We start from the raw sequence: 20,976 nt of genomic DNA on the forward strand, positions 1-20,976 counted from the left end.
GCAATGTCAGACTAGGCGTAAATATGACCTATATGTCGCATTCTGTGACTCTCGTCGACCGGGTGTTGTCCACAGGCGGTGGCTGAAGTCGTGGTCCGCGGACAGAATCGGATGGTGGGCACGGGTGCCCGGCCTCGCGGCCGGTCCCCGCTCCCGTGCCGGACCACCCCGATCTACCGGGAGGCAGCAGTGAGGACAGCGACACTGGGACCCGCCGAGCGCACCGCGGCGCTCGCCGCGATGGCCGAGCGCGAACTGGACGTACTGGTCGTGGGAGCGGGCGTGGTCGGCGCCGGGACGGTGCTGGACGCGGCCACCAGAGGGCTCTCGACCGGGCTCGTCGAAGCGCGCGACTGGGCGTCCGGGACCTCCAGCAGGTCGAGCAAGCTGATCCACGGCGGGCTGCGCTATCTGGAGATGCTGGACTTCGCGCTCGTGCGGGAGGCGCTGAAGGAGCGGGGGCTGCTCCTGGAGCGACTGGCCCCGCACCTGGTGAAGCCCGTTGCGTTCCTCTATCCGCTGCAGCACAAGGGGTGGGAACGGCTGTACGCGGGCTCGGGCGTCGCGCTCTACGACGCGATGTCGGTGTCCTCCGGGCACGGCCGGGGCCTGCCCGTGCACCGGCACCTCTCGCGCCGCCGTGCCCTGCGGGTCGCGCCGGCCCTGAAGAAGGACGCCCTGGTCGGCGCCCTGCAGTACTACGACGCCCAGATGGACGATGCCCGCTTCGTGGCGACGCTGGTGCGCACGGCCGCGGGCTACGGGTCGCACGTGGCGAACAGGGCGCGGGTGATCGGCTTCCTCCGCGAGGGGGAGCGGGTCGTCGGCGCCCGGGTGCAGGACGTCGAAGGCGGCGGGGAGTACGAGGTCAGGGCCAAGCAGGTGGTCAACGCGACCGGTGTGTGGACGGACGACACCCAGGCGCTCATCGGTGAGCGCGGACAGTTCCACGTCCGGGCGTCGAAGGGCATCCATCTGGTCGTACCCAAGGACCGCATCCACTCCTCGACCGGGCTGATCCTGCGGACCGAGAAGTCGGTGCTCTTCGTGATCCCGTGGGGACGGCACTGGATCATCGGCACGACGGATACCGACTGGGACCTGGACAAGGCGCACCCGGCCGCGTCCAGCGCCGATATCGACTATCTGCTCGAACACGTCAATTCCGTCCTGAACACCCCTCTGACCAGGGATGACGTCCAGGGCGTCTACGCGGGACTGCGGCCCCTGCTGGCCGGTGAGTCCGATGCGACGAGCAAGCTGTCGCGCGAGCACACGGTGGCGCACCCGGTGCCGGGACTCGTCGTCGTCGCAGGGGGCAAGTACACGACCTACCGCGTGATGGCGAAGGACGCGGTGGACGAGGCCGTGCACGGACTGGACCAGCGGGTCGCCGACTGTGTCACGGAGGACATCCCGCTGCTGGGCGCCGAGGGCTACCGGGCACTGTGGAACGCGCGGGCGCGGATCGCCGCCCGGACCGGGCTGCACGTCGCCCGGGTGGAACACCTGCTCAACCGCTACGGCGCGATGGCCGAGGAGCTGCTCGACCTGGTCGCGGGTGACGCCTCGCTGGGCGAGCCGCTGGCCGGCGCCGAGGACTACCTGCGGGCCGAGGTCGTCTACGCCGCCTCGCACGAGGGCGCCCGCCACCTCGACGACGTACTGACGCGGCGCACCCGGATCTCCATCGAGACGTTCGACCGGGGCACCCGCTGTGCGCGCGAGTGCGCGGACCTGATGGCACCGGTGCTGGGCTGGGACACGGACCAGGTCGAGCGGGAGGTGGAGCACTACCGCAAGCGGGTGGAGGCCGAGCGGGAGTCGCAGCGCCAGCCGGATGACCTGACCGCGGACGCGGCTCGGCTGGGGGCACCGGACATCGTCCCCCTCTAAAACCTCCCCCGCAGGGCCGCCGCTCCTGACCCGGGGGACTTCGGGCGGCAGAACTCGGCGTCCAGCAGGTCCGGTTCGAGGTCCGGATCGGACAGCGTGTCCGTGTTCGCCCGGAGGACGAGGACGTGCCGGCCGTCGCGCGTCGCGGCGGCCCGTACGTAGCTTCCGGTGATGTGCCCGTTGTGCCCCCAGACGGTGGTGCCGCACGAGAGCTTCTGCGGGTAGATGCCCATGGCGTACAAGCCGTGTGCCGTGCGGGTGTCGAGCAGCGTGGCCAGCTGGGCGGGCGGCAGCAGACGGCCGCCCAGCAGGGCCGCGTAGAAGCGGGTCAGATCGGCGAGCGTGGAGACCATCTCCCCGGCCGCGCCGGCCGTCCGTGGGCCGGCCGAGGTGACATCGCGCAGCGTGCCGTCACCGGGGACGCGGTGGTAGCCGCGGGAGTGCGGGGAGGGGAGGGCCCGCCGGGCACCGGGGAACGAGGTTCCGGTCAGCCGGAGGGGCGTGAGGACGCGGCGCTGTATCTCGGTGGCGTACGGGTGTCCGGTGACGCGCTGAACGACCAGGCCGAGCAGGACGTAATTGGTGTTGGAGTACGCGAACGTGCCGGGCGCCGTCATCGGGGGACGGGTCAGGGCGGTGCGGACCGCGGTGCCCGGCGTGAGGGGCTGCGCGGACGGACCGGCAGCGCCCGTGACGGCGGGGTCCGTGGCGGGCAGGGCCTCGGTGTAGTCGTAGAGACCGCTGGTGTGGGTCAGCAGGGCGCGCAGGGTGATGCGGCGTCCGTCGTTGCCGTGCCCGTGTATGAGGCCCGGCAGATGCGTGTCGACGGTGTCGGACAGCTGCAGCGCGCCTTCCCCGGCGAGTTGGAGGACCACCGTCGCGACGAATGTCTTCGTGACGCTGCCTGCCCGGAAGCGGTCGCCGGGCCGGATCCCGGTTCCGGCGGAACGGTAGGTCTCCCGTGGTGCGGGGGAGTCGCGGCGGGACAGAAAGGCCGCCGCGGGGGCGTCGCCCTCGACGACGAGCCGGGGAAGGGAGGAGGATGCGGGCGTGAGGTGTGGTTCGCTGGGCAGGCTCGCCGTTCCCAGGGCGAGCAGGGCCAGCACCACCGGGGCGGCGAGCATCGCCCTGAGTGTCGGCATGGCAGGGGGCTCCTTCCTCCGGCCACATCATGGCCGACCAAGGACCCGGCACCATGGCCGGTCCCGGGGTGAGGGACAATGAACGCTCTGCCAGGGCGGGTTGATCGCAGAGGGGACGCATGTCGGAGGCGGAGCAGTCACGGGAGCCCCAACGGGACAAGGACGGACGTCTTCTCGCGGGGCGGTACCGGCTCGGGGCGGTGCTCGGCCGGGGCGGCATGGGCACGGTCTGGCGTGCTGCCGACGAGACGCTGGGACGCACGGTCGCGGTCAAGGAACTGCGGTTCCCCTCGGCCATCGACGACGACGAGAAGCGGCGTCTGATCACGCGCACCCTGCGTGAGGCGAAGGCGATCGCGAGGATCCGCAACAACAGCGCCGTGACCGTCTACGACGTGGTCGACGAGGACGACCGGCCGTGGATCGTCATGGAGCTCATCGAGGGCAAGTCGCTCGCCGAGGCCATCCGTGAGGACGGGACGCTGACGCCGAAGCGCGCCGCGGAGGTCGGCCTGGCCATCCTCGACGTGCTGCGGTCGGCGCATCGCGAGGGCATCCTGCACCGCGATGTGAAGCCGTCGAACGTGCTGATCTCCGACGACGGCCGGGTCGTGCTCACCGACTTCGGCATCGCCCAGGTCGAGGGCGACCCTTCCGTCACCTCGACGGGCATGCTCGTCGGCGCTCCCTCGTACATCTCGCCGGAGCGTGCCCGCGGGCACAAGCCCGGCCCGCCCGCCGACCTGTGGTCGCTCGGCGGACTGCTGTACGCGAGCGTCGAGGGCTGTCCCCCGTACGACAAGGGCTCGGCCATCGCCACGCTGACAGCGGTGATGACGGAACCGCTCGACCCGCCGAAGAACGCGGGTCCGCTGGAGGAGGTCATCTACGGCCTGCTGGCCAGGGACCCCGAGCAGCGGCTCGACGACGCCGGGGCACGAGCCCTGCTCACCGGTGTGATCAATGCTCCCGAGCAGCCGGAGCGTCCGGTGCCCCCGCCGGCCGATTCCACGCAGGTCATGGCACTGCCCGGGAGTATCGGCACGAAGAGCGGAAACAAGAAGGCGGCCGGAGCGGCAGCCGCGCCCGTGGCGGGCACGGCAGCAGGCGCGGCATCGGGCGGGGCCACCGGCACGGTGCCCCCGGCCGGTGACGCGGCCACGGCCGCGAACGGTCCGGGAGAGAGCGCGCGGGACCGGCTGCGCGGTGCGCTGCGGTCCGTACGGAACGCGAAGGCGCCGGCAGCGGCCGCGGGCACGGCTGTTCCGCCGGTGCCCGCGCAGGCGCCGGCCGTACCGCCCGCCGCGGGTACCGCCACGGCATCGGCCTCCGGGCCCGCCGCAGCGCCGCACCGGCCCGGAGGCCCGTCCACCGCACCGGCCCGCGCCTCGCTCACGGACGTCGTGCCGCGCCGCACCCTGGCGGTCATCGCCGGTGTCGTCGTGCTCGCCGTCCTCGGCACGGTCCTCGCGCTCACCCTGGGCGACGGCGACAAGGACGACAAGGGCAGTGGCACGGTCGGCGGGAGCGACAAGGCCGCGTCGGCAGGCGCCGCCGCCGGTGGCGACAGCGCCACCGACTCGGGCAAGGGCAAGGACGGCGCCAAGAACGACGAGGGCCGGAAGGAGGGCCAGGGCGAGGCGACCGGCAAGCCGTCGCCCGATCCGGAGACCGACGCACCTGCCCCGGACGCCGTGCCCGCCGGGTTCAAGCAGGTCACCGACAAGCAGTTCCACTTCAGCATGGCGATGCCCGAGGACTTCAGGCGCGACGCCATAGCGGGAAGGAACTCGGGACGCATCTACAACGCCGACGGCGGCTTCCCGCGTGTCCAGGTCGACTACAACGCCTCCCCGAAGGACGACGCGGCAGCTGCCTGGACGGCGGCCGTGGCCGGCACCAAGGCCTTCAGCAAGGGCTACAAGCACATCGGCATAAAGAAGGTCGAGTTCAACGGCTACCCGACCGTCGCGGACTGGGAGTTCGTGCGCACCCAGCAGGGCGTGCGGGTCCGGGTGCTCAACCGCGGGTTCAAGGCCGACGCCACCCACGGCTACTCGATCATGATCAGTTGCAAGGAGAGCGAGTGGGACGGTGCGGAGTGCACCGCGCTGCGGGAGACGGCGTTCGCCACGTTCAAGCCCACGGACTGACCGGTACGCCGCCGAACGGAACGGCCGGGTTGCCCCGACCCGGCCGCACCGTCGCGCGTTGCCACGTATCGTGAGAGACCATGGACCGTACGCAGCCGGGATCATGGGTCAATTGCACAGCAAGTGACCGCAACTGACTGATTATGCGGTCTCCGTGACCGGGGGACAGCGCGCTCTGGGGAGGCGTCGTGGACGACTATGCGGGTCGGGTACTTGCCGACCGCTACCGCCTTCCGCTGCCCCCGTCCGATGCGTACGAACTGGTCGAGACCCGGGCGTTCGACACGTACAGCGGGCAGGAAGTCCTGGTCCGGCAGGTGCCGTTGCCGGAGGTCGTGGACGCGGAGGTGCTCGACGCCGACGGGCTGCCCTCGGCGGCCAGGCGTGCCACCGGGCGTACCGTGCGACGCTCCACGGACCCCGCGGTCCGCAGGGCGATCGAGGCCGCACAGGCGGCGGCGCAGGTGCCCGACCATCCACGCCTGGACCAGGTCTTCGACGTGTTCGCCGAGGCGGGTTCACTCTGGATAGTGAGTGAACTGGTCGCTGCCCGCCCGCTCGCGGCGCTCCTCGCGGAGCGTCCCCTCAATCCGTACCGGGCCGCCGAGATCGGCTCCGACGTCCTCACCGCGCTGCGGGTGCTGCACGCCCACGGCTGGACCCACCGCAACATCACCGTCCGCACGGTACTGGTCTGCGACGACGGCCGCGTCGTGCTGACGGGGCTGGCCGCCGGTGCGGCCGAGGAGGCGCTGTGCGGGTACGTCCCCGCACCGCAGCCCGACGACGAGGACACCTACGGCGCTCCGGCGGTCGAGTCGGGTCCCACCGGCCCGTACGAGCCGCCCTCCGAATTCGCACCGCCCTCGCCCTTCGCCCCGCCCCCCGAGTTCGCACCGCCCTCACCCTTCGCCCCGCCCTCCGCCCCGTCCCAGCAGTACGCCCCGCCCTCCGCCCCGTCCCAGCAGTACGCCCCGCCCTCCCCGGAGGGGCCACCCGCCACCGGGGTGCCGTCCTCGCGCGGCCCGGCGGAGATCGAGGCGCCGACTCCGCCGGCCGGTGGTGCGGACCCGGGTGCGGACCGGCACGGGCAGGAGCTCGTCCCGCGGCCGCCCCGTCCCGCCGTCCCCGTGGCGGAACCCGGCGCCGGAAGCGCCGCGCAGCTGCGCGCCGCACGCGCCGGGGCCATCGCCGCCTACCGGGCGGGTGCCCGCGCCGCGGCCCGGGTCAACGAGGACCAGCAGCGCGACCGCGACGACGCGAGCGCGGACGCCGGTGAGCGCGGCGGGACGGCTGTGCCTCCCGCCATCGGCTCCCCGCGGCCGGCCGGCACCTGGGGCCGGGCGGGCGACGCCGCTTACGACCCGTACGACGATGACGACGACGAGGACGACGAGGGCCCCGGCGGTTACGCAGGCGGCCCCCGGCGGGTCCACCTCGCAGGCACCTGGGGCGACGGACCCGGCGCCGGCCGCCCGGTTCCCGCGGGCGGTTCGGGCGGCTCCGGGGAGGACGCGCTGCGCGCCGACTCCCGGCGCACGGGCAGCGGCCCCGCCGTTCCCGCGGCCCGGCAGGACCGTCTGCCGCAGCCGGTGGCAGCCGCACAGGCGTCCTCCGGCGGCTGGGACGAGGTCGTCGCGGGCAGCGGCGGCACGCCCGCCTACCGCGGCCCGGCCACACCCCTCGCCGCCGAACGCGCCCGGCAGGCCCGCATCGCCGTCGTCGGCGCCGTCACGGAGCGATGGGCGCCGGAGCAGGCGGGCCCCGTCCACGACAACTGGCAGCTGGCCCCGCCCATCGGACCCTCCACCGACCTGTGGGCTCTGGGCGCCCTGCTCTACCGCGCGGTACAGGGCCATGCCCCGTACCCCGAGGAGAACGCGGCCGAGCTCGTCCAGATGGTCTGCGGTGAGCCGCCCGCCTTCGCGGAGGAGTGCGGCCCGCTCCGCCCCGTCGTCGAGTCACTGCTGCGTCAGGACCCCACGGAACGGCCCGACTTCGAGGAGCTGCGCGGCTGGCTGCGCTCCCTCGTGCGGTCGGCGCCCGAGCCCGAGGCGGGCAACGACGTCGTACCGCTGCCTCCTCCTGACGCCACCCGGCTCCCCGTCGTACGCCGACGCGGCGAGCTGGTGCGCAGGCGCCGGGGCCGCGGGGCGGCGCACGGCCGGCACCGCCAGGGCAAGCCGCAGCGGTACGAGAAGCAGCCCGTCCACGAGCCCGAGTACGCGAAGAAGCCGCCGCGCGCACCGCGCGAGCCCAAGGGCCCCAGGGTGCTGCGCGAGCCGCAGCCCGGCCGGCGGCCCGGTGGCCGGCCGCCGAGGCGGCTCGGTCGGCTGCTGCTGGTGCTGATCCTGCTGGCGATGGCCGCCGCGGTGGCCTACGCCGTGATGTTCATGCCCAAGGCCGGATCCGACGGCGGTACGGACACGGGGTCGCAGGGACAGCCCTCCGGATCCGCCGCGCCCGCGGAGCCGGGACCCGAACCGAGTTCCTCGGCGGGAGAGGCGGACCCCTCCGGTTCCTCCGGCTCGGAGAAGCCGCAGAGCAGCCGTTCGGCCGTCGCGCTCGCCCCGGGCTACGCACTGCGCAAGGATGCCGAAGGCTTCGAGATCGGTGTGCCCAAGGACTGGCAGCGCAGCCCCGCCAACGCCGACCGGCAGATCCGGTACGGCAGCGACGGGTTCAGCGTGCTGATCGTGCCCGGCCGCGACACCGTCAAGGCCAACGGCAGTGATCCGCTGGACTATCAGCGCAGTCGCGAACCGGAACTGCAGCCCTTCCGGGAGTCCAGCTGGGCGACGTCCACGGGCATGCGCCGGGTCGATGTCGGCCGACAGGTCATGGCGGAGGGGCAGTTCACCTGGCAGGAGAGCGACGGCCGCGAGGTCTACGTCCGCAACCTCGTCATGATCGTCGACGGCAGGTACCACATCATCCAGGTCATCGGCCCGTCGAACGAGCGCGACAAGGTCTCCGACGTCTACGAACAGGCCATCTCCTCCTACCGCGTGGGTTCCTGACCCTGCGGCAGCGCGCGACATGCATCACAGTGCGGTCTCGTGCCGCGGTGCGAGGTTCCGTGGCGCCGCCTCCCCTCCGTAACCTGTCGTTCGAAGGAATGGGGCGGGGACACACGTGGAACATGCGCAGGGCACGGACTCGGGAATCGTACTGGCGGGGCGGTACCGGCTCGGCGACGTCCTCGGCCGCGGCGGTATGGGCAAGGTGTGGCGCGCCCACGACGAGGTGCTCCACCGGACCGTCGCAGTCAAGGAGTTGACCGCGGGGCTGTACGCCGCCGAGGCGGACCGGGCCGTGCTGCACGCCCGCACGCAGAAGGAGGCGCGCGCGGCCGCCCGCATCACCCATCCCGGGGTCGTCACGGTCCACGACGTCATCGAGTACGACAACCGCCCCTGGATCGTCATGCAGTACGTCGACGGGCCCTCGCTCGCCGACGCCACGAAGGAGACCGGTGAGGTCGAGCCGCGCGAGGCGGCCAGGATCGGCCTCCACGTGCTGAGCGCGCTGCGGGCCGCACACGGCGCGGGGGTGCTGCACAGGGACGTCAAGCCGGGCAACGTCCTGCTCGCCCGGGACGGACAGGTGCTGCTGACCGACTTCGGGATCGCCGCGATCGAGGGCGACTCCACCATCACCAGGACCGGTGAACTGGTGGGCTCCATCGACTACCTGGCACCCGAACGGGTACGCGGCGGCGACCCGGGCCCGGCATCCGACCTCTGGTCGCTGGGCGCCACGCTCTACACGGCAGTGGAAGGGCGCTCACCGTTTCGCCGTACGTCCCCGATCTCCACGATGCAGGCCGTGGTCACGGAGGAACCGCCCCCGCCGGAGCGCGGCGGGGCGCTCGCGCCCGTGATCACGGCGCTGCTGCGCAAGGACCCCGCGGACCGGCCGACGGCCGCCGAGACGGAACGGATGCTGCTGGAGGCGATGGAGGGGCGCAAGCCCCTCACGGCGCAGGCGTACGTGCCGACCCAACGGGTGTCCGAGGACGACCTGCGCGCCTTCGTCGTCCCTGACGGCTCGACGGCCCGCCTCGCGGCGCCCGCACATCCCCCGGCCGGGCCGGAGGCCGCGCAGCCGCACGTTCCCGCGCAGCCGTACACCTCCGTGCCCGCGGTCCGCCGCAGCCGGGGCAGGTGGCGTACGGCGCTGCTGGTCATCGCCGTCGCCGCGCTGCTCGGCGGTGCGGCGGGCCTGGTGGCGATGAAGTACGGCGGAGACGAGGGGAGCACGGGGAGGGACGGCACCGGAACCGGGACCACCGCCGGTCCGTCCTCGGCCGGCCCGTCGACGCCGTCCACAGGTCCGCGGTCCGGCACGAAGGACATACCCGACGGCTGGATACGGGTCCACGACCCCGAAGGCTTCAGTCTCGCCGTGCCGGAGGGCTGGACGCGGCAGACGGACGGCAACCAGATCGACTACACCCCGGACAACGGGGCGCACCGCATCCGGATCAGCCTCGATCCGAAGCCCGACTTCGACAACTCGTACATGCACATGCTGAGCATCGAGAAGGACCTCTCCGAGCGGCTGCCGGGCTACGACCGGCTGACGCTGCACTCGAACACCTTCCGGGACCGGCCGGGCTCCCTCTGGGAGTTCACCTGGCTCGAGTCCAAGGACCATCCGGGGCCGCGCCACGGAATCGACCAGATGTACTTCGGTGAGACGGGCGGCCCCGAGTACGCGATCTACATGACGGGGCCCGAGGAGGACTGGGCCGAGAGCCGGGACCGCTTCGCGACGATGCTGCGCAGCTGGAAGCCCCCGGAGTCCACGGGCTGACGACCGGTCACCCCCGCGGCGACTGTCACGGCTCTGCACCCTCTGTTCCGTCGCGGTGGTCACGCCCTGTGTGCTTCCGACAGGATGAGGGCATGACCAACGATGGGGGACGGGCGAACGAGCCCACGAGCTACGGGCTCCGGCCGCCGCACGCACCGCAGGAGCCGCCGGGTCCCGTGCACGGACAGGCGGGTCTCCCGGCACAGTCCGGCTTCCCGGAGCCTCCCGGGGCGCCCGCGCCCACCCCGACCGTGACCGAGCGGTCCCTCGAAGGTGCGCCGAACCGGCTCATCGGGGGCCGCTACCGGCTCGTCGGGCGACTCGGGCACGGCGGCATGGGAACGGTATGGCGGGCCCACGACGAGATCGTGGACCGTGACGTGGCCGTCAAGGAACCACGGGTGCCGGACCACCTCGGGGAACGCGAGCGGGCAGTCGTCTACCTGCGCATGCAGCGCGAGGCGCGTGCCGCCGCCCGCATCGAGCACCCCAGCGTCGTCACCGTGCACGACGTGGTCGTCGAGGACGGCAAGCCGTGGATCGTCATGGAACTGGTCAGCGGCCAGTCGCTCGGCGACCGCCTCCAGGAGGGGACCCTCGACCCGCGCGAGGCCGCCAGGATCGGCCTCGCCGTTCTCGGCGCGCTGAACGCCGCCCACGGTGCGGGTGTACTCCACCGCGACGTCAAGCCCGACAACGTCCTGCTCGGCCGCGACGACCGGGTCGTCCTCACCGACTTCGGCATCGCGCAGGTCGAGGGCGAACAGCGGCTCACCGAGACCGGCGCCTTCGTCGGGTCGCCCGAGTACATCTCCCCGGAGCGGGTGCTGGGCCAGCTGCCCGGTCCGGAGTCCGACCTCTGGTCGCTGGGTGTCGTGCTGTACGCGGCGGTTGAGGGCATGTCCCCGTACCGCCGCTCCCACACCCCGGCCACCTTGCAGGCCATTCTCTCGGCGGAGCCGCAGATGCCGGCCCGGGGCAAGGGCGCCTTCGGCACGCTCGTCATGCAGCTGCTCCGCAAGGACCCGGCGGCACGGCCGGGACCCGCCGAGGTCCGCTCCGCCCTGGAGTCGGTGGCGACCCTCCCGTCGGTCTCTCCGGCGCTCACCCAGCCGTACGGGAACGGTGCGTCCGGCGGCGGCCGGTGGGTGCCTCCGGTGCTGCACCGCAACCGGAAGGCGCAGTTCGGGCTCGGCGCCGGGTTGCTGGCGGTGGCCCTCGCGCTCGTTCTCGTCCTCGCCGACCCGTTCGGCGGTGACGAGCTGCCGGGCGGCTGGCAGGTCAGGCCGGAGAACGAGGTGCTCTCGGCGGACGTGGCCGTGCCCGAGGACTACAAGCGCATCCAGGAGGACACCGGGGACGTCGTCCGGTACGCGGATCCGAGCGGGGTCTTCGAGATCGCCTTCTGGCACAAGGCCGTCGAGAAGGACGACACCGCGGCGGAGAAGTCCGCGGGCGCCGACCCGGAGGACCGCAAGGCGTACTACGAGAAGGGCGGGGCGAACACCCTGGAGATGAAGGACGCCACCGTCACCTCCACGAAGACCGCACACCAGGGCCGCACGGCGTACGACATGGTCACCGAGTACACCCCGTACTCCTCGACCGAGGACGACGCGCTGCGCTACCGCTACCACGAGCTCCTGATCCCGGGGCGGACGGCGAGCGATCCGTACTGGCACGTCCGGGTCAGGATGCCCGCGGCCGGTCAGGCGGCGACGGACGGCGAAAAGATCTACACCGAGGTCGCCGAGCGGCTGAAGATTCACGACTCCTGAGCCGACCGGGAAGATACCCCCTGATCAGCGGTTATTCCGCCAGTGATCACTGGCTGGTTCGCCGGGTGCGGTACGGCAGTGTTGTGGGGTCTGTGAAAACCTGTTACCGACGGGTACCCAAAGCGGGCGGGTGGACATACTCTCGCCCTCATGACGGACTCGCAGGCCTCCACGACCACCTCCGCCGCCCCCGGCACCCGTGTCGGCACCAACCCGGTGGCAGCGGCCCCCGCAGGCGTTCGCACCGCCGCCGACGTGGTCACACCCGAGGTGATCGCCCAGCTGACCCGTGGCGTCGTCGGCTCCGGCCGCACGGCCAACCACAGCCCCTTCACCGGGGAGAAGCTGGCCGACCTGCCCGAGTCCACCCCCGAGGACGTCGCGACCGCCTTCGAGCGGGCCCGCGCCGCCCAGCCGGCCTGGGCGGCGACGCCCGTCCGTGCCAGGGCGGCCGTACTGCTCCGCTTCCACGACCTCGTCCTGCAGCGCCAGGCCGAAGTCCTCGACCTCATCCAGCTGGAGACCGGCAAGGCCCGGCTGCACGCCCACGAAGAGGTGCTGGCCGTCGCCGTCTCGGCCCGCCACTACGGGCGCACGGCCACCTCCTACCTGAAGCCGAAGCGGCACACCGGAGTCGTCCCGACCCTCACCAAGGTCACCGAGCTGCGCCAGCCGCGCGGGGTCATCGGCCAGATCGCCCCCTGGAACTACCCGCTCGAACTCTCCGTCGGCGACGCGCTGCCCGCCTTCGTCGCCGGCAACGCCGTCGTGATGAAGCCCGACACGGAGACCGCGCTGACCGCGCTGTGGGCCCGTGACCTGCTGATCGAGGCCGGATTGCCCGCCGAGGTGTTCCAGGTCGTCCTCGGGGACGGCCCCGTCGTCGGCCCGGAGGTCGTCAGCCGCGCCGACTACGTCTCCTTCACCGGCTCGACCCGCACCGGCCGCGAGGTCGCCCAGGGCGCCGCGGCCCGGCTCGTCGGGGTCTCGCTGGAGCTCGGCGGCAAGAACCCCATGCTGGTCCTCGAGGACGCCGATGTGGAGAAGGCCGCCGCGGGCGCCGTCCGTGCCTGCTTCTCCTCCGCGGGGCAGCTCTGCATCTCCATCGAGCGGCTGTACGTCCACGAGTCCGTCGCGGACGCCTTCGTGGAGCGCTTCGCCGCCCGCACGAAGGCGATGCGGCTCGGGAACTCCCTGGCGTACGGTGCCGAGATGGGCTCCCTGGTCGGCGAGCGCCAGCTGGAAACCGTCGCCCAGCACGTCGCCGAAGCCGTCGAGAAGGGCGCCACACTCGTCGCGGGCGGCGTCGCCCGCCCCGACATCGGTCCCCTCTTCTACGAACCGACCATCCTCACCGACGTCCAGGAACCGATGGCCGTCTGCGCCCAGGAGACCTTCGGCCCCGTCGTCTCGGTCTACCGCTTCACCGACGAGGACGACGCGGTCTCCCTCGCCAACGCCACGTCGTACGGCCTCAACGCCAGCGTCTGGACCAAGGACGGGCGGCGAGGCCACCGGATCGCCGCCCGGCTGCGCGCCGGCACGGTCAACATCAACGAGGGGTACGCACCCGCCTACGGCAGTGCCCAGTCCCCGATGGGCGGCATGAAGGACTCCGGCCTCGGACGACGGCACGGCTCGGAGGGGATCCTCAAGTACACCGAGGCCCAGACCGTCGCCCAGCAGCGGCTGATCCCGCTCGCGCCGTCCTTCGGCATGGACGACGAGAAGTACGCCGCCCTCATGAGCTTCGGCCTCAAGGCGATGAAGGCCTTCCGGCTGCGCTGACACGGGCGCCCGACTCCTGCCCTTCCCTCCCTTCCGCACCGAGGAGAGCCATGTCCCAGGACAGCGCTGCCCAGAATCAGACCCCGCGCTCCGACGGGCCCGACGACGACGCCACGTACGACTACGACGTGCTCGTCGTCGGATCGGGCTTCGGCGGCGCGGTGTCGGCCCTGCGGCTGAGCGAGAAGGGCTACCGGGTCGGCATCCTGGAGGCGGGGCGCCGTTTCACACCGGCAACCCTTCCCAAGAACTCCTGGGACATCAAGAACTACCTGTGGGCCCCGGCCCTCGGGCTGTTCGGCATCCAGCGCGTGCACCTGCTCGGCAAGGTGATGGTGCTGGCCGGTGCGGGCGTCGGCGGCGGCTCCCTCAACTACGCCAACACGCTGTACGTACCGCCCGCGCCGTTCTTCGAGGACCGCCAGTGGGCCGGCATCACCGACTGGCAGGACGAGCTGGCGCCGTACTACGACCAAGCGAAGCGGATGCTGGGGGTCCGGCTCAATCCGACCATGACCCCGGCGGACGTCCACCTCAAGGCGGCCGCCGAGGCCATGGGCGTCGGCGACAGCTTCCACTTCGCCCCGGTCGGGGTCTTCTTCGGCGACGGCGTGGACGCCGACGGCACGTCGAAGGCGAAGCCCGGCGTCGAGGTCGCCGACCCCTACTTCGGCGGAGCGGGCCCCGCCCGCAAGGCCTGTTCCGAGTGCGGCGAGTGCATGACCGGCTGCCGCCACGGTGCGAAGAACACCCTCAACGAGAACTACCTGTACCTCGCCGAGAAGGCCGGTGCCGTCATCCACCCCATGACGTCCGTCACCGCGGTCACGGACGATCCGGAGGGCGGCTACCGGGTGTCGACCGTTCCCACGAACCGCCGGAGGAAGGCGGAGCCGACCGTGCTGCGGGCCCGGAAGGTCGTGGTGGCCGCGGGCACGTACGGAACGCAGACGCTGCTGCACACCATGAAGGACCAGGGCTTGCTGCCGCGGCTCTCCTCGAAGCTCGGCGAGCTGACCCGTACCAACTCCGAGGGACTGGTGGGCGCGCAGACCAGCGACCGCCGCTACCGCAAGAAGCACGGCATCGCGAAGGCCGACTTCAGCAAGGGCGTCGCCATCACCTCGTCGATCCACCCCGACGAGAACACCCACATCGAGCCGGTCCGCTACGGCAAGGGCTCCAACGCGATGGGCGCGCTCACCATCCTCCAGGTCCCCTACAGCACCCACCGGGTGCTGGGCTGGCTCGGGAACATGGTCAGGCACCCGACGCTGGCGGCGCGCTCCCTCTCCAACCGGCGCTGGTCGGAACGGACCATCATCGGTCTCGTCATGCAGTCGCTGGACAACTCGCTGACCGCGTACCGCAAGCCCGGTGGCATCGGAAAGGGCCTGCTCACCGCCCGGCAGGGGCACGGTGCGCCCAACCCGACGCAGATCGCCGAGGCGACACAGGGCGCGACGCTGCTGGCCGAGGAGATCAACGGCTTCCCCGGATCGAACATCGGGGAACTGATGGGCACTCCGCTCACCGCGCACTTCCTGGGCGGCTGTGCGATCGGGGCGAGCGCCGACGAAGGGGTCATCGACCCGTACCACCGGGTGTACGGACACCCGGGCATCTCGGTCGTCGACGGTTCGGCGGTCTCCGCCAACCTCGGCGTCAACCCGTCGCTGACCATCACCGCACAGGCGGAGCGCGCCATGTCCTTCTGGCCCAACAAGGGGGAGACGGACCCGCGTCCGGCCCAGGGCGAGGCGTACGCGCGGCTGTCCGCGGTCGAGCCGAAGGCTCCGGCGGTGCCCGAGAAGGCGTTCGGTGCGCTGAAGCTCCCGTTCCTGGGAATGCCCGTGGTGCCGCCGAAGGCGACCGCGTCCGAAGCCTGAGCGCGGGAACGCCAAGGGGCTGCACCCCCCTCCGAGTGCAGCCCCTCACGTTCGACCGGTGACGCGCCCTACGCGGCGGTGTCACCGTTCTTACGGCGCCGCACGATCAACATCGCGCCGGCACCGAGCACTACGGCCGCGCCGCCCGCGAGGGGTGAACATCGGCGTGGAGACGGAAAGAGTCAGTGTGTTCGCCATCCATGACCTGTCATGCGGTCCGATGGTTGTCCCGTCTTTCACAGAATCTTTATGTGGCGCTCGCCACATGCGCCCCTCGTGCCCAATCCGTGATCTTGCCCAGCGCAACTCTTCGTACGGCTGCGCGGTCGAACTCGTGCTGCGTCACAGCAGTTGCGCAGCACCTGTCGATCCCACCCCAGAGGTCCGCGATGACACGCTCTTCTCCGAGAACCGCGCTGCGCCGAACCGCAGGCAGCCTTGCCGCCGCCGGGCTGCTCGCATCCGGGTCGCTCGCCGTCGGCGCACCGGCGCAGGCCGCCGATCCCGCGTTCACGCTCGGCGGTCCGGCCGAAACGGCTCTGCACCCGTACCCGGCGACCGGGTCCCCGCAGAAGACCTCCCTCGGCTTCACCGTCAACAACCCGGTCCAGGGCGAGGACGAGGAGGGCTACCGGGGAGAGGTGACCTACACCCTCGACCTCAGCGGGATCGCGGGCGTCGCCGCCATCGACGTCGCGGAGGACACAGGCGCGGACTGTGAGATCACCGGAGCCACGGCCGTCTGCCACGACTACGGCGTGTACGCCGGGCTCAGCACCGTCGCCGACTTCGACCTCACCGCGGCCGAGGGCGCCGAGGACGGTGCGTCGGGCACCATCCAGGTGACCGGCTCGGCGGACGGGGTCACCTTCGTCCCGTTCTCCACGAAGGTGACGATCGGCGGCCCCGACCTCGTCATGAAGCAGCTCCCCTTCGAGCAGCAGCTCGAGCCGGGTGACGTACAGCCGGCCCCGATCACGTTCACCAACCGGGGCACGACGGCCGCCGACGGCGTCCTGCTGACCCTGATGTACTCGCGCGGCCTGGAGATCCCCGAGCGCTACGCCAACTGCGAGTACAACGGGGAGGCCGGGGAGGAGTCGCAGGACGACTTCGCCTGGTCCACCGCCCTGTGCTCGGTCGAGGGCTCCTACGAGCCGGGCGCCACGTACACGCTGGGGGTGCCGCTCTCCGTCGAGGCGACCGAGCGCGCGTACTACGACACCTTCATCTACCGCATCAACGAGGACAGCGCCGCACAGCGCTCCGCGCAGCGCGCGGGCGCGCCGTTCACCAGGGGCACCGGCCCCGAGCTGGCCCTGAAGAAGGTCACGTCCTCCGCCCGCAGCGGTGACCTCAACCCCTGGGACAACCAGCAGGAAGCCGACTTCCGTACGGAGAACACCGCCGACTTCGTGGCGACCGGCGGCAAGGGCGCGGGCTCCGTGGGCGAGACCGTCACGGCCTCGATCGGCTTCCGCAACGAGGGGCCTGCCTGGATCGGCTACATCCGTTCCGGCGAGCCCGTCGCCACGGTCGACTTCACCGTCCCCCGCGGCGCCGAGGTCACCGGGAAGCCGGACTCCTGCCAGGGAGTGACGGCTGCGGGGAAGTACCGCGAGGAGCAGCTCGGCGCGCCGCGCTACGTCTGCGACTCGTCGATGACCGTCCGCGACGGGGCCGAGGTCGCCCTGCCCTTCGACCTGAAGATCACTGAGGTGGTTCCGGGCGCGGCCGGCGAGGTCGCCGTCCGCAACACGTGGCTCAGCGACCCGGACCTGCCGTTCGACCCGACCCCGGGCAACAACACCGCGCAGCTGGTCCTGAACGGCGAGGACTCCGGCTCCGAGGACACCGGCGGCACCACGGACGGCACCACCACGACAAGCGGCTCCACCGAGGGCACCACGGGCGGGACGGCCGGCTCCACGTCCGGTACGACGGGCGGGTCATCCACCTCGTCGGCCTCGGGTTCCACCGGAACATCCGGCTCCGGTGCGGCGGACGGTGGAGGCGGTCTCGCCTCCACCGGTTCCGTCGCACTGATGGCTTCGGGAGCGGCAGCCGTCGCCCTGGCCGCGGGCGGAGTGCTGTACGCGACGACCCGACGCCGCGCCGAGCGGGGCTAGAACCGGCGCACTGCCGGTCCGAGGGCGGCCGGTCCCGGGCGTCCCCGGGGCCGGCCGCAATTGGGGTGACCGGGCTGCTGTCCCCTGCCGACCGGTCACGCGCGCCGGGGTGTGGTCCCACGACGTACCTGCAGTACGTCACACATCCCGGCGGAGCCACGCGTGGTTTCCTACCGCTGCCGCCCCTGGCTGGCACGGACACACGGACCAACGAAGCGGCACGCGGCCCGGTCACGCGCCGTACGGGTGAGACCGGGCCCGAACGCAGATACGGCCGTACAGCCTTCCCGGGTCTCACACCCGGCCGCGGCACAGCTCCAGCAGCGTCATGGCGAGTGCCGTACCCGGCCTGGCCAGGGCGTCGCTGTAGTGGCTGAGGACGTCCATCTCGCGGGAGAGGTTCACCCGGCGGCCCCCGGAGGTGATCCGGGCGTCCTGGATGACGGCCGAGACGGCCATCCGTTCCTGGACGAGACCGATGATCCGGTCGTCCAGGGTGTCGATGCGGGCCCGGGCGTCGCCGATCAGGGAAGCGGCCTCGTCGGTGTGAGCGCCGGTCTGCTCGGTCGCGGTCCTGGTGGGAGCGGTGCTGTTCATCCGTGACTCCTGGCGGGGTTACGGCCCCCCGGAGCGACAGGCCCGGAACGCCAGAACGCCCCGGGCCTGTCGGCCCGGGGCGCCTGGAACGTTGCTTGTCAGTTGCTCAAGCAGCACGACCATGGCAGCCGGCGGGCCGGGTGCCATAGGTAAAGACGAAGATCGTGTGCTGACGCATGGGGGCAAGTATGGACCCCGTCCGCGGGCCGGGTCCACGCCGGGCCCGGATGGTGAGACGGGAGCCCGGCAGGGCGTGGTCCCACGGCCGGTAGAATTGGGAGGACCGACCCCCTCTCCACCGCCGGAAGGCCGCCCCGTGCCAGCAGCGCCCCCCGCCGCCCCCGACACCACCACCGACGTGGTTCTGGTTGTCGACTTCGGTGCCCAGTACGCCCAGCTCATCGCCCGCCGCGTCCGTGAGGCCCGGGTCTACAGCGAGATCGTCCCGTCCACGATGCCGGTGGCCGAGATGCTGGCCAGGAACCCCCGGGCGATCATCCTGTCCGGCGGTCCGTCCTCGGTGTACGCGGAGGGTGCGCCCGGCCTCGACCGTTCGCTGTTCGAGGCCGGGGTCCCGGTCTTCGGCATGTGCTACGGCTTCCAGCTGATGGCCACCACGCTCGGCGGCACGGTCGACGACAACGGCGCACGCGAGTACGGCCGCACCCAGCTCTCCGTCTCCAAGGTCGGCTCCACCCTCTTCGAGGGCACGCCCACGGAGCAGCCGGTGTGGATGTCGCACGGCGACGCCTGCTCCGCCGCCCCCGAGGGCTTCACCGTCACCGCGTCCACGGACGTCGTGCCGGTCGCCGCCTTCGAGAACGACGAGAAGAAGCTGTACGGCGTCCAGTACCACCCGGAGGTCATGCACTCGACCTTCGGCCAGCAGGTCCTGGAGCACTTCCTCTACCGCGGCGCGGGCATCGAGCCGACCTGGACGACCACCAACGTCGTCGAGGAGCAGATCGCCCTGATCCGCGAGCAGGTCGGCGACAAGCGTGCCATCTGCGGCCTCTCCGGCGGTGTGGACTCCGCGGTCGCCGCGGCCCTCGTCCAGAAGGCCGTCGGCTCGCAGCTCACCTGCGTGTACGTCGACCACGGTCTGATGCGCAAGGGCGAGACCGATCAGGTCGAGAAGGACTTCGTGGCCGCGACCGGCGCGAAGCTGAAGGTCGTCGACGCGGAGAAGCGCTTCCTCGACGCCCTGGCCGGTGTGTCCGACCCGGAGCAGAAGCGGAAGATCATCGGCCGCGAGTTCATCCGCGTCTTCGAGCAGGCCCAGCTGGAGATCCTCCAGGAGGACGGCCCCGAGGTGGCCTTCCTCGTGCAGGGCACCCTCTACCCGGACGTCGTCGAGTCCGGCGGCGGTACCGGCACCGCCAACATCAAGTCCCACCACAACGTGGGCGGCCTCCCCGACGACATCGAGTTCCAGCTCGTCGAGCCGCTGCGCCAGCTGTTCAAGGACGAGGTCCGGATGGTCGGCCAGGAGCTCGGCCTGCCGGAGGAGATCGTCCAGAGGCAGCCGTTCCCGGGCCCCGGCCTCGGTATCCGCATCGTCGGCGACGTCACCAAGGAACGGCTCGACCTGCTGCGCGAGGCCGACGCCATCGCCCGCGAGGAGCTGACCGCCGCCGGTCTGGACCGCGACATCTGGCAGTGCCCGGTGGTCCTCCTCGCGGACGTCCGCAGTGTCGGCGTCCAGGGTGACGGCCGCACCTACGGCCACCCGATCGTGCTGCGCCCGGTGTCCTCCGAGGACGCCATGACGGCCGACTGGTCGCGTCTGCCGTACGAGACGCTGGCGAAGATCTCCACCCGCATCACCAACGAGGTCGCCGACGTGAACCGCGTCGTCCTCGACGTGACGAGCAAGCCCCCGGGGACGATCGAGTGGGAGTAGTCCCACCCGGACGCCGTGCCGACGCCGCCACCCCTCAGGGGTGGCGGCGTCGCCGCTTTCCCGGGACTTCCCGGCCGGAAACCGGTGGCAGGGCCCGCCGCGGCCGTGGCAGGATCCGCGCCTATGTCCGCCGACGAAGTCCGCGCCCTCATGGCTGCCCCGGGAAACGACCGGCTCACCTGGAACACCCCTCTGTCCGAGGAGCACGCCGCCCGGCTGGTGGCCGCCTGCGAACCCGCCCCGGGGGCGCGGATCGCGGACTTCGGCAGTGGCTGGGGCGAGCTGCTGATGCGTCTCGTGGCGGCGGCGCCCGGCGCCACCGGGGACGGCGTCGAGACCGACCCGGACGCCGTGGCGCGCGGACAGCGTCTGGCGGGGGAGCGAGGGCTCAGCGGCCGGGTGCGGTTCCACGAGGTGTCCGCGGCCGAGTTCCCGGGGGACGGCTACGACCTGGCCGTCTGCATCGGCTCCTCGCACGCCTGGCCCGGCGGCACCCCCGAGGCGCTCAAGGCGCTGCGGGCCGCCGTGCGGCCGGGCGGGCGGGTGCTGTTCGGGGACGGGTTCTGGGAGAGGGAGCCCTCGGCGGCCGCGCTGGAGGGACTGGGCGCCGAGCCGGGCGACTTCGGCTCGCTCCTCGGCCTGGTCCGGCAGGCGGAGGCCGTCGGTCTGCGGCCGCTGCAGGTCACCGTCGCCGACCAGCGTGAATGGGACCTCTTCGAGTCCTCCGCCAACATCGGACGGGGCGAGCGGTGGGCGCTGGCCAATCCGGGGCACCCTCTGCACGCGGAGGTGACCGCGGCAGTCGACGCCCGTCGTACCGATTACTACGGCGGATACCGCGGAACGCTGGGCCTTGCGTATCTTGTACTCAGCACCTGACATT

The 20,976-nt window shown here is 72.0% G+C and carries 12 protein-coding genes; 10 read left to right on the forward strand and 2 right to left on the reverse strand.

Going from position 1 to position 20,976, the window contains the following annotated elements; genetic code table 11:
* Window positions 1–189 precede the first annotated feature (189 nt).
* Window positions 190–1,896: a glycerol-3-phosphate dehydrogenase/oxidase gene (locus ABZS61_RS27870; protein WP_356426860.1), complete on the forward strand. Its 1,707-nt coding sequence runs from the start codon at window positions 190–192 to the stop codon at window positions 1,894–1,896.
* On the opposite strand, the gene ABZS61_RS27875 is transcribed toward ABZS61_RS27870, so the two are convergent.
* Window positions 1,893–3,038, reverse strand: a complete 1,146-nt coding sequence (locus ABZS61_RS27875; protein WP_356426863.1) for a serine hydrolase domain-containing protein — start codon at window positions 3,036–3,038, stop codon at window positions 1,893–1,895. The genes ABZS61_RS27870 and ABZS61_RS27875 overlap by 4 nt on opposite strands.
* Window positions 3,039–3,157: 119 nt before the next feature.
* Here ABZS61_RS27875 and ABZS61_RS27880 point away from each other — a divergent pair, with 119 nt between their 5' ends.
* From ABZS61_RS27880 to ABZS61_RS27910, 7 genes are all read left to right on the forward strand, one after another.
* Window positions 3,158–5,191, forward strand: coding sequence for a serine/threonine-protein kinase (locus ABZS61_RS27880; RefSeq protein WP_356426866.1), 2,034 nt, complete (start codon window positions 3,158–3,160; stop codon window positions 5,189–5,191).
* 188 nt (window positions 5,192–5,379) lie between these two features.
* Entirely contained in the window at window positions 5,380–8,211 is a 2,832-nt protein-coding gene (locus tag ABZS61_RS27885) for a protein kinase (RefSeq protein ID WP_356426869.1), read from the forward strand.
* A 115-nt stretch (window positions 8,212–8,326) separates the two neighbouring features.
* Complete coding sequence (locus ABZS61_RS27890; protein ID WP_356426872.1) at window positions 8,327–10,009, forward strand: serine/threonine-protein kinase; 1,683 nt, start codon at window positions 8,327–8,329, stop codon at window positions 10,007–10,009.
* Window positions 10,010–10,101: 92 nt separating this feature from the next.
* On the forward strand, window positions 10,102–11,787 hold the full coding sequence (locus ABZS61_RS27895; RefSeq protein WP_356426875.1) for a serine/threonine-protein kinase: 1,686 nt from the start codon (window positions 10,102–10,104) through the stop codon (window positions 11,785–11,787).
* A gap of 150 nt (window positions 11,788–11,937) precedes the next feature.
* On the forward strand, window positions 11,938–13,575 hold the full coding sequence (locus tag ABZS61_RS27900; protein ID WP_356426878.1) for a succinic semialdehyde dehydrogenase: 1,638 nt from the start codon (window positions 11,938–11,940) through the stop codon (window positions 13,573–13,575).
* 50 nt (window positions 13,576–13,625) lie between these two features.
* Window positions 13,626–15,464, forward strand: a complete 1,839-nt coding sequence (locus tag ABZS61_RS27905) for a GMC family oxidoreductase (RefSeq protein WP_356426881.1) — start codon at window positions 13,626–13,628, stop codon at window positions 15,462–15,464.
* A gap of 389 nt (window positions 15,465–15,853) precedes the next feature.
* On the forward strand, window positions 15,854–17,593 hold the full coding sequence (locus ABZS61_RS27910) for a peptidase (RefSeq protein WP_356426884.1): 1,740 nt from the start codon (window positions 15,854–15,856) through the stop codon (window positions 17,591–17,593).
* A gap of 294 nt (window positions 17,594–17,887) precedes the next feature.
* On the opposite strand, the gene ABZS61_RS27915 is transcribed toward ABZS61_RS27910, so the two are convergent.
* Window positions 17,888–18,190, reverse strand: a complete 303-nt coding sequence (locus ABZS61_RS27915; RefSeq protein WP_356426887.1) for a chorismate mutase — start codon at window positions 18,188–18,190, stop codon at window positions 17,888–17,890.
* A 316-nt stretch (window positions 18,191–18,506) separates the two neighbouring features.
* On the opposite strand from ABZS61_RS27915, the gene guaA reads away from it, so the two are divergent.
* Together guaA and ABZS61_RS27925 are read left to right on the forward strand one after the other, a co-directional pair.
* The gene (gene guaA / locus ABZS61_RS27920) at window positions 18,507–20,093 is read left to right on the forward strand and encodes a glutamine-hydrolyzing GMP synthase (RefSeq protein ID WP_356426890.1); all 1,587 of its coding nucleotides are present in this window, start codon (window positions 18,507–18,509) and stop codon (window positions 20,091–20,093) included.
* Window positions 20,094–20,216: 123 nt separating this feature from the next.
* Window positions 20,217–20,972, forward strand: coding sequence for a class I SAM-dependent methyltransferase (locus ABZS61_RS27925; protein ID WP_356426893.1), 756 nt, complete (start codon window positions 20,217–20,219; stop codon window positions 20,970–20,972).
* Window positions 20,973–20,976 lie beyond the last annotated feature (4 nt).

Source organism: Streptomyces sp. NPDC005566 (assembly GCF_040605575.1).
Taxonomy (GTDB): Bacteria; Actinomycetota; Actinomycetes; order Streptomycetales; family Streptomycetaceae; genus Streptomyces.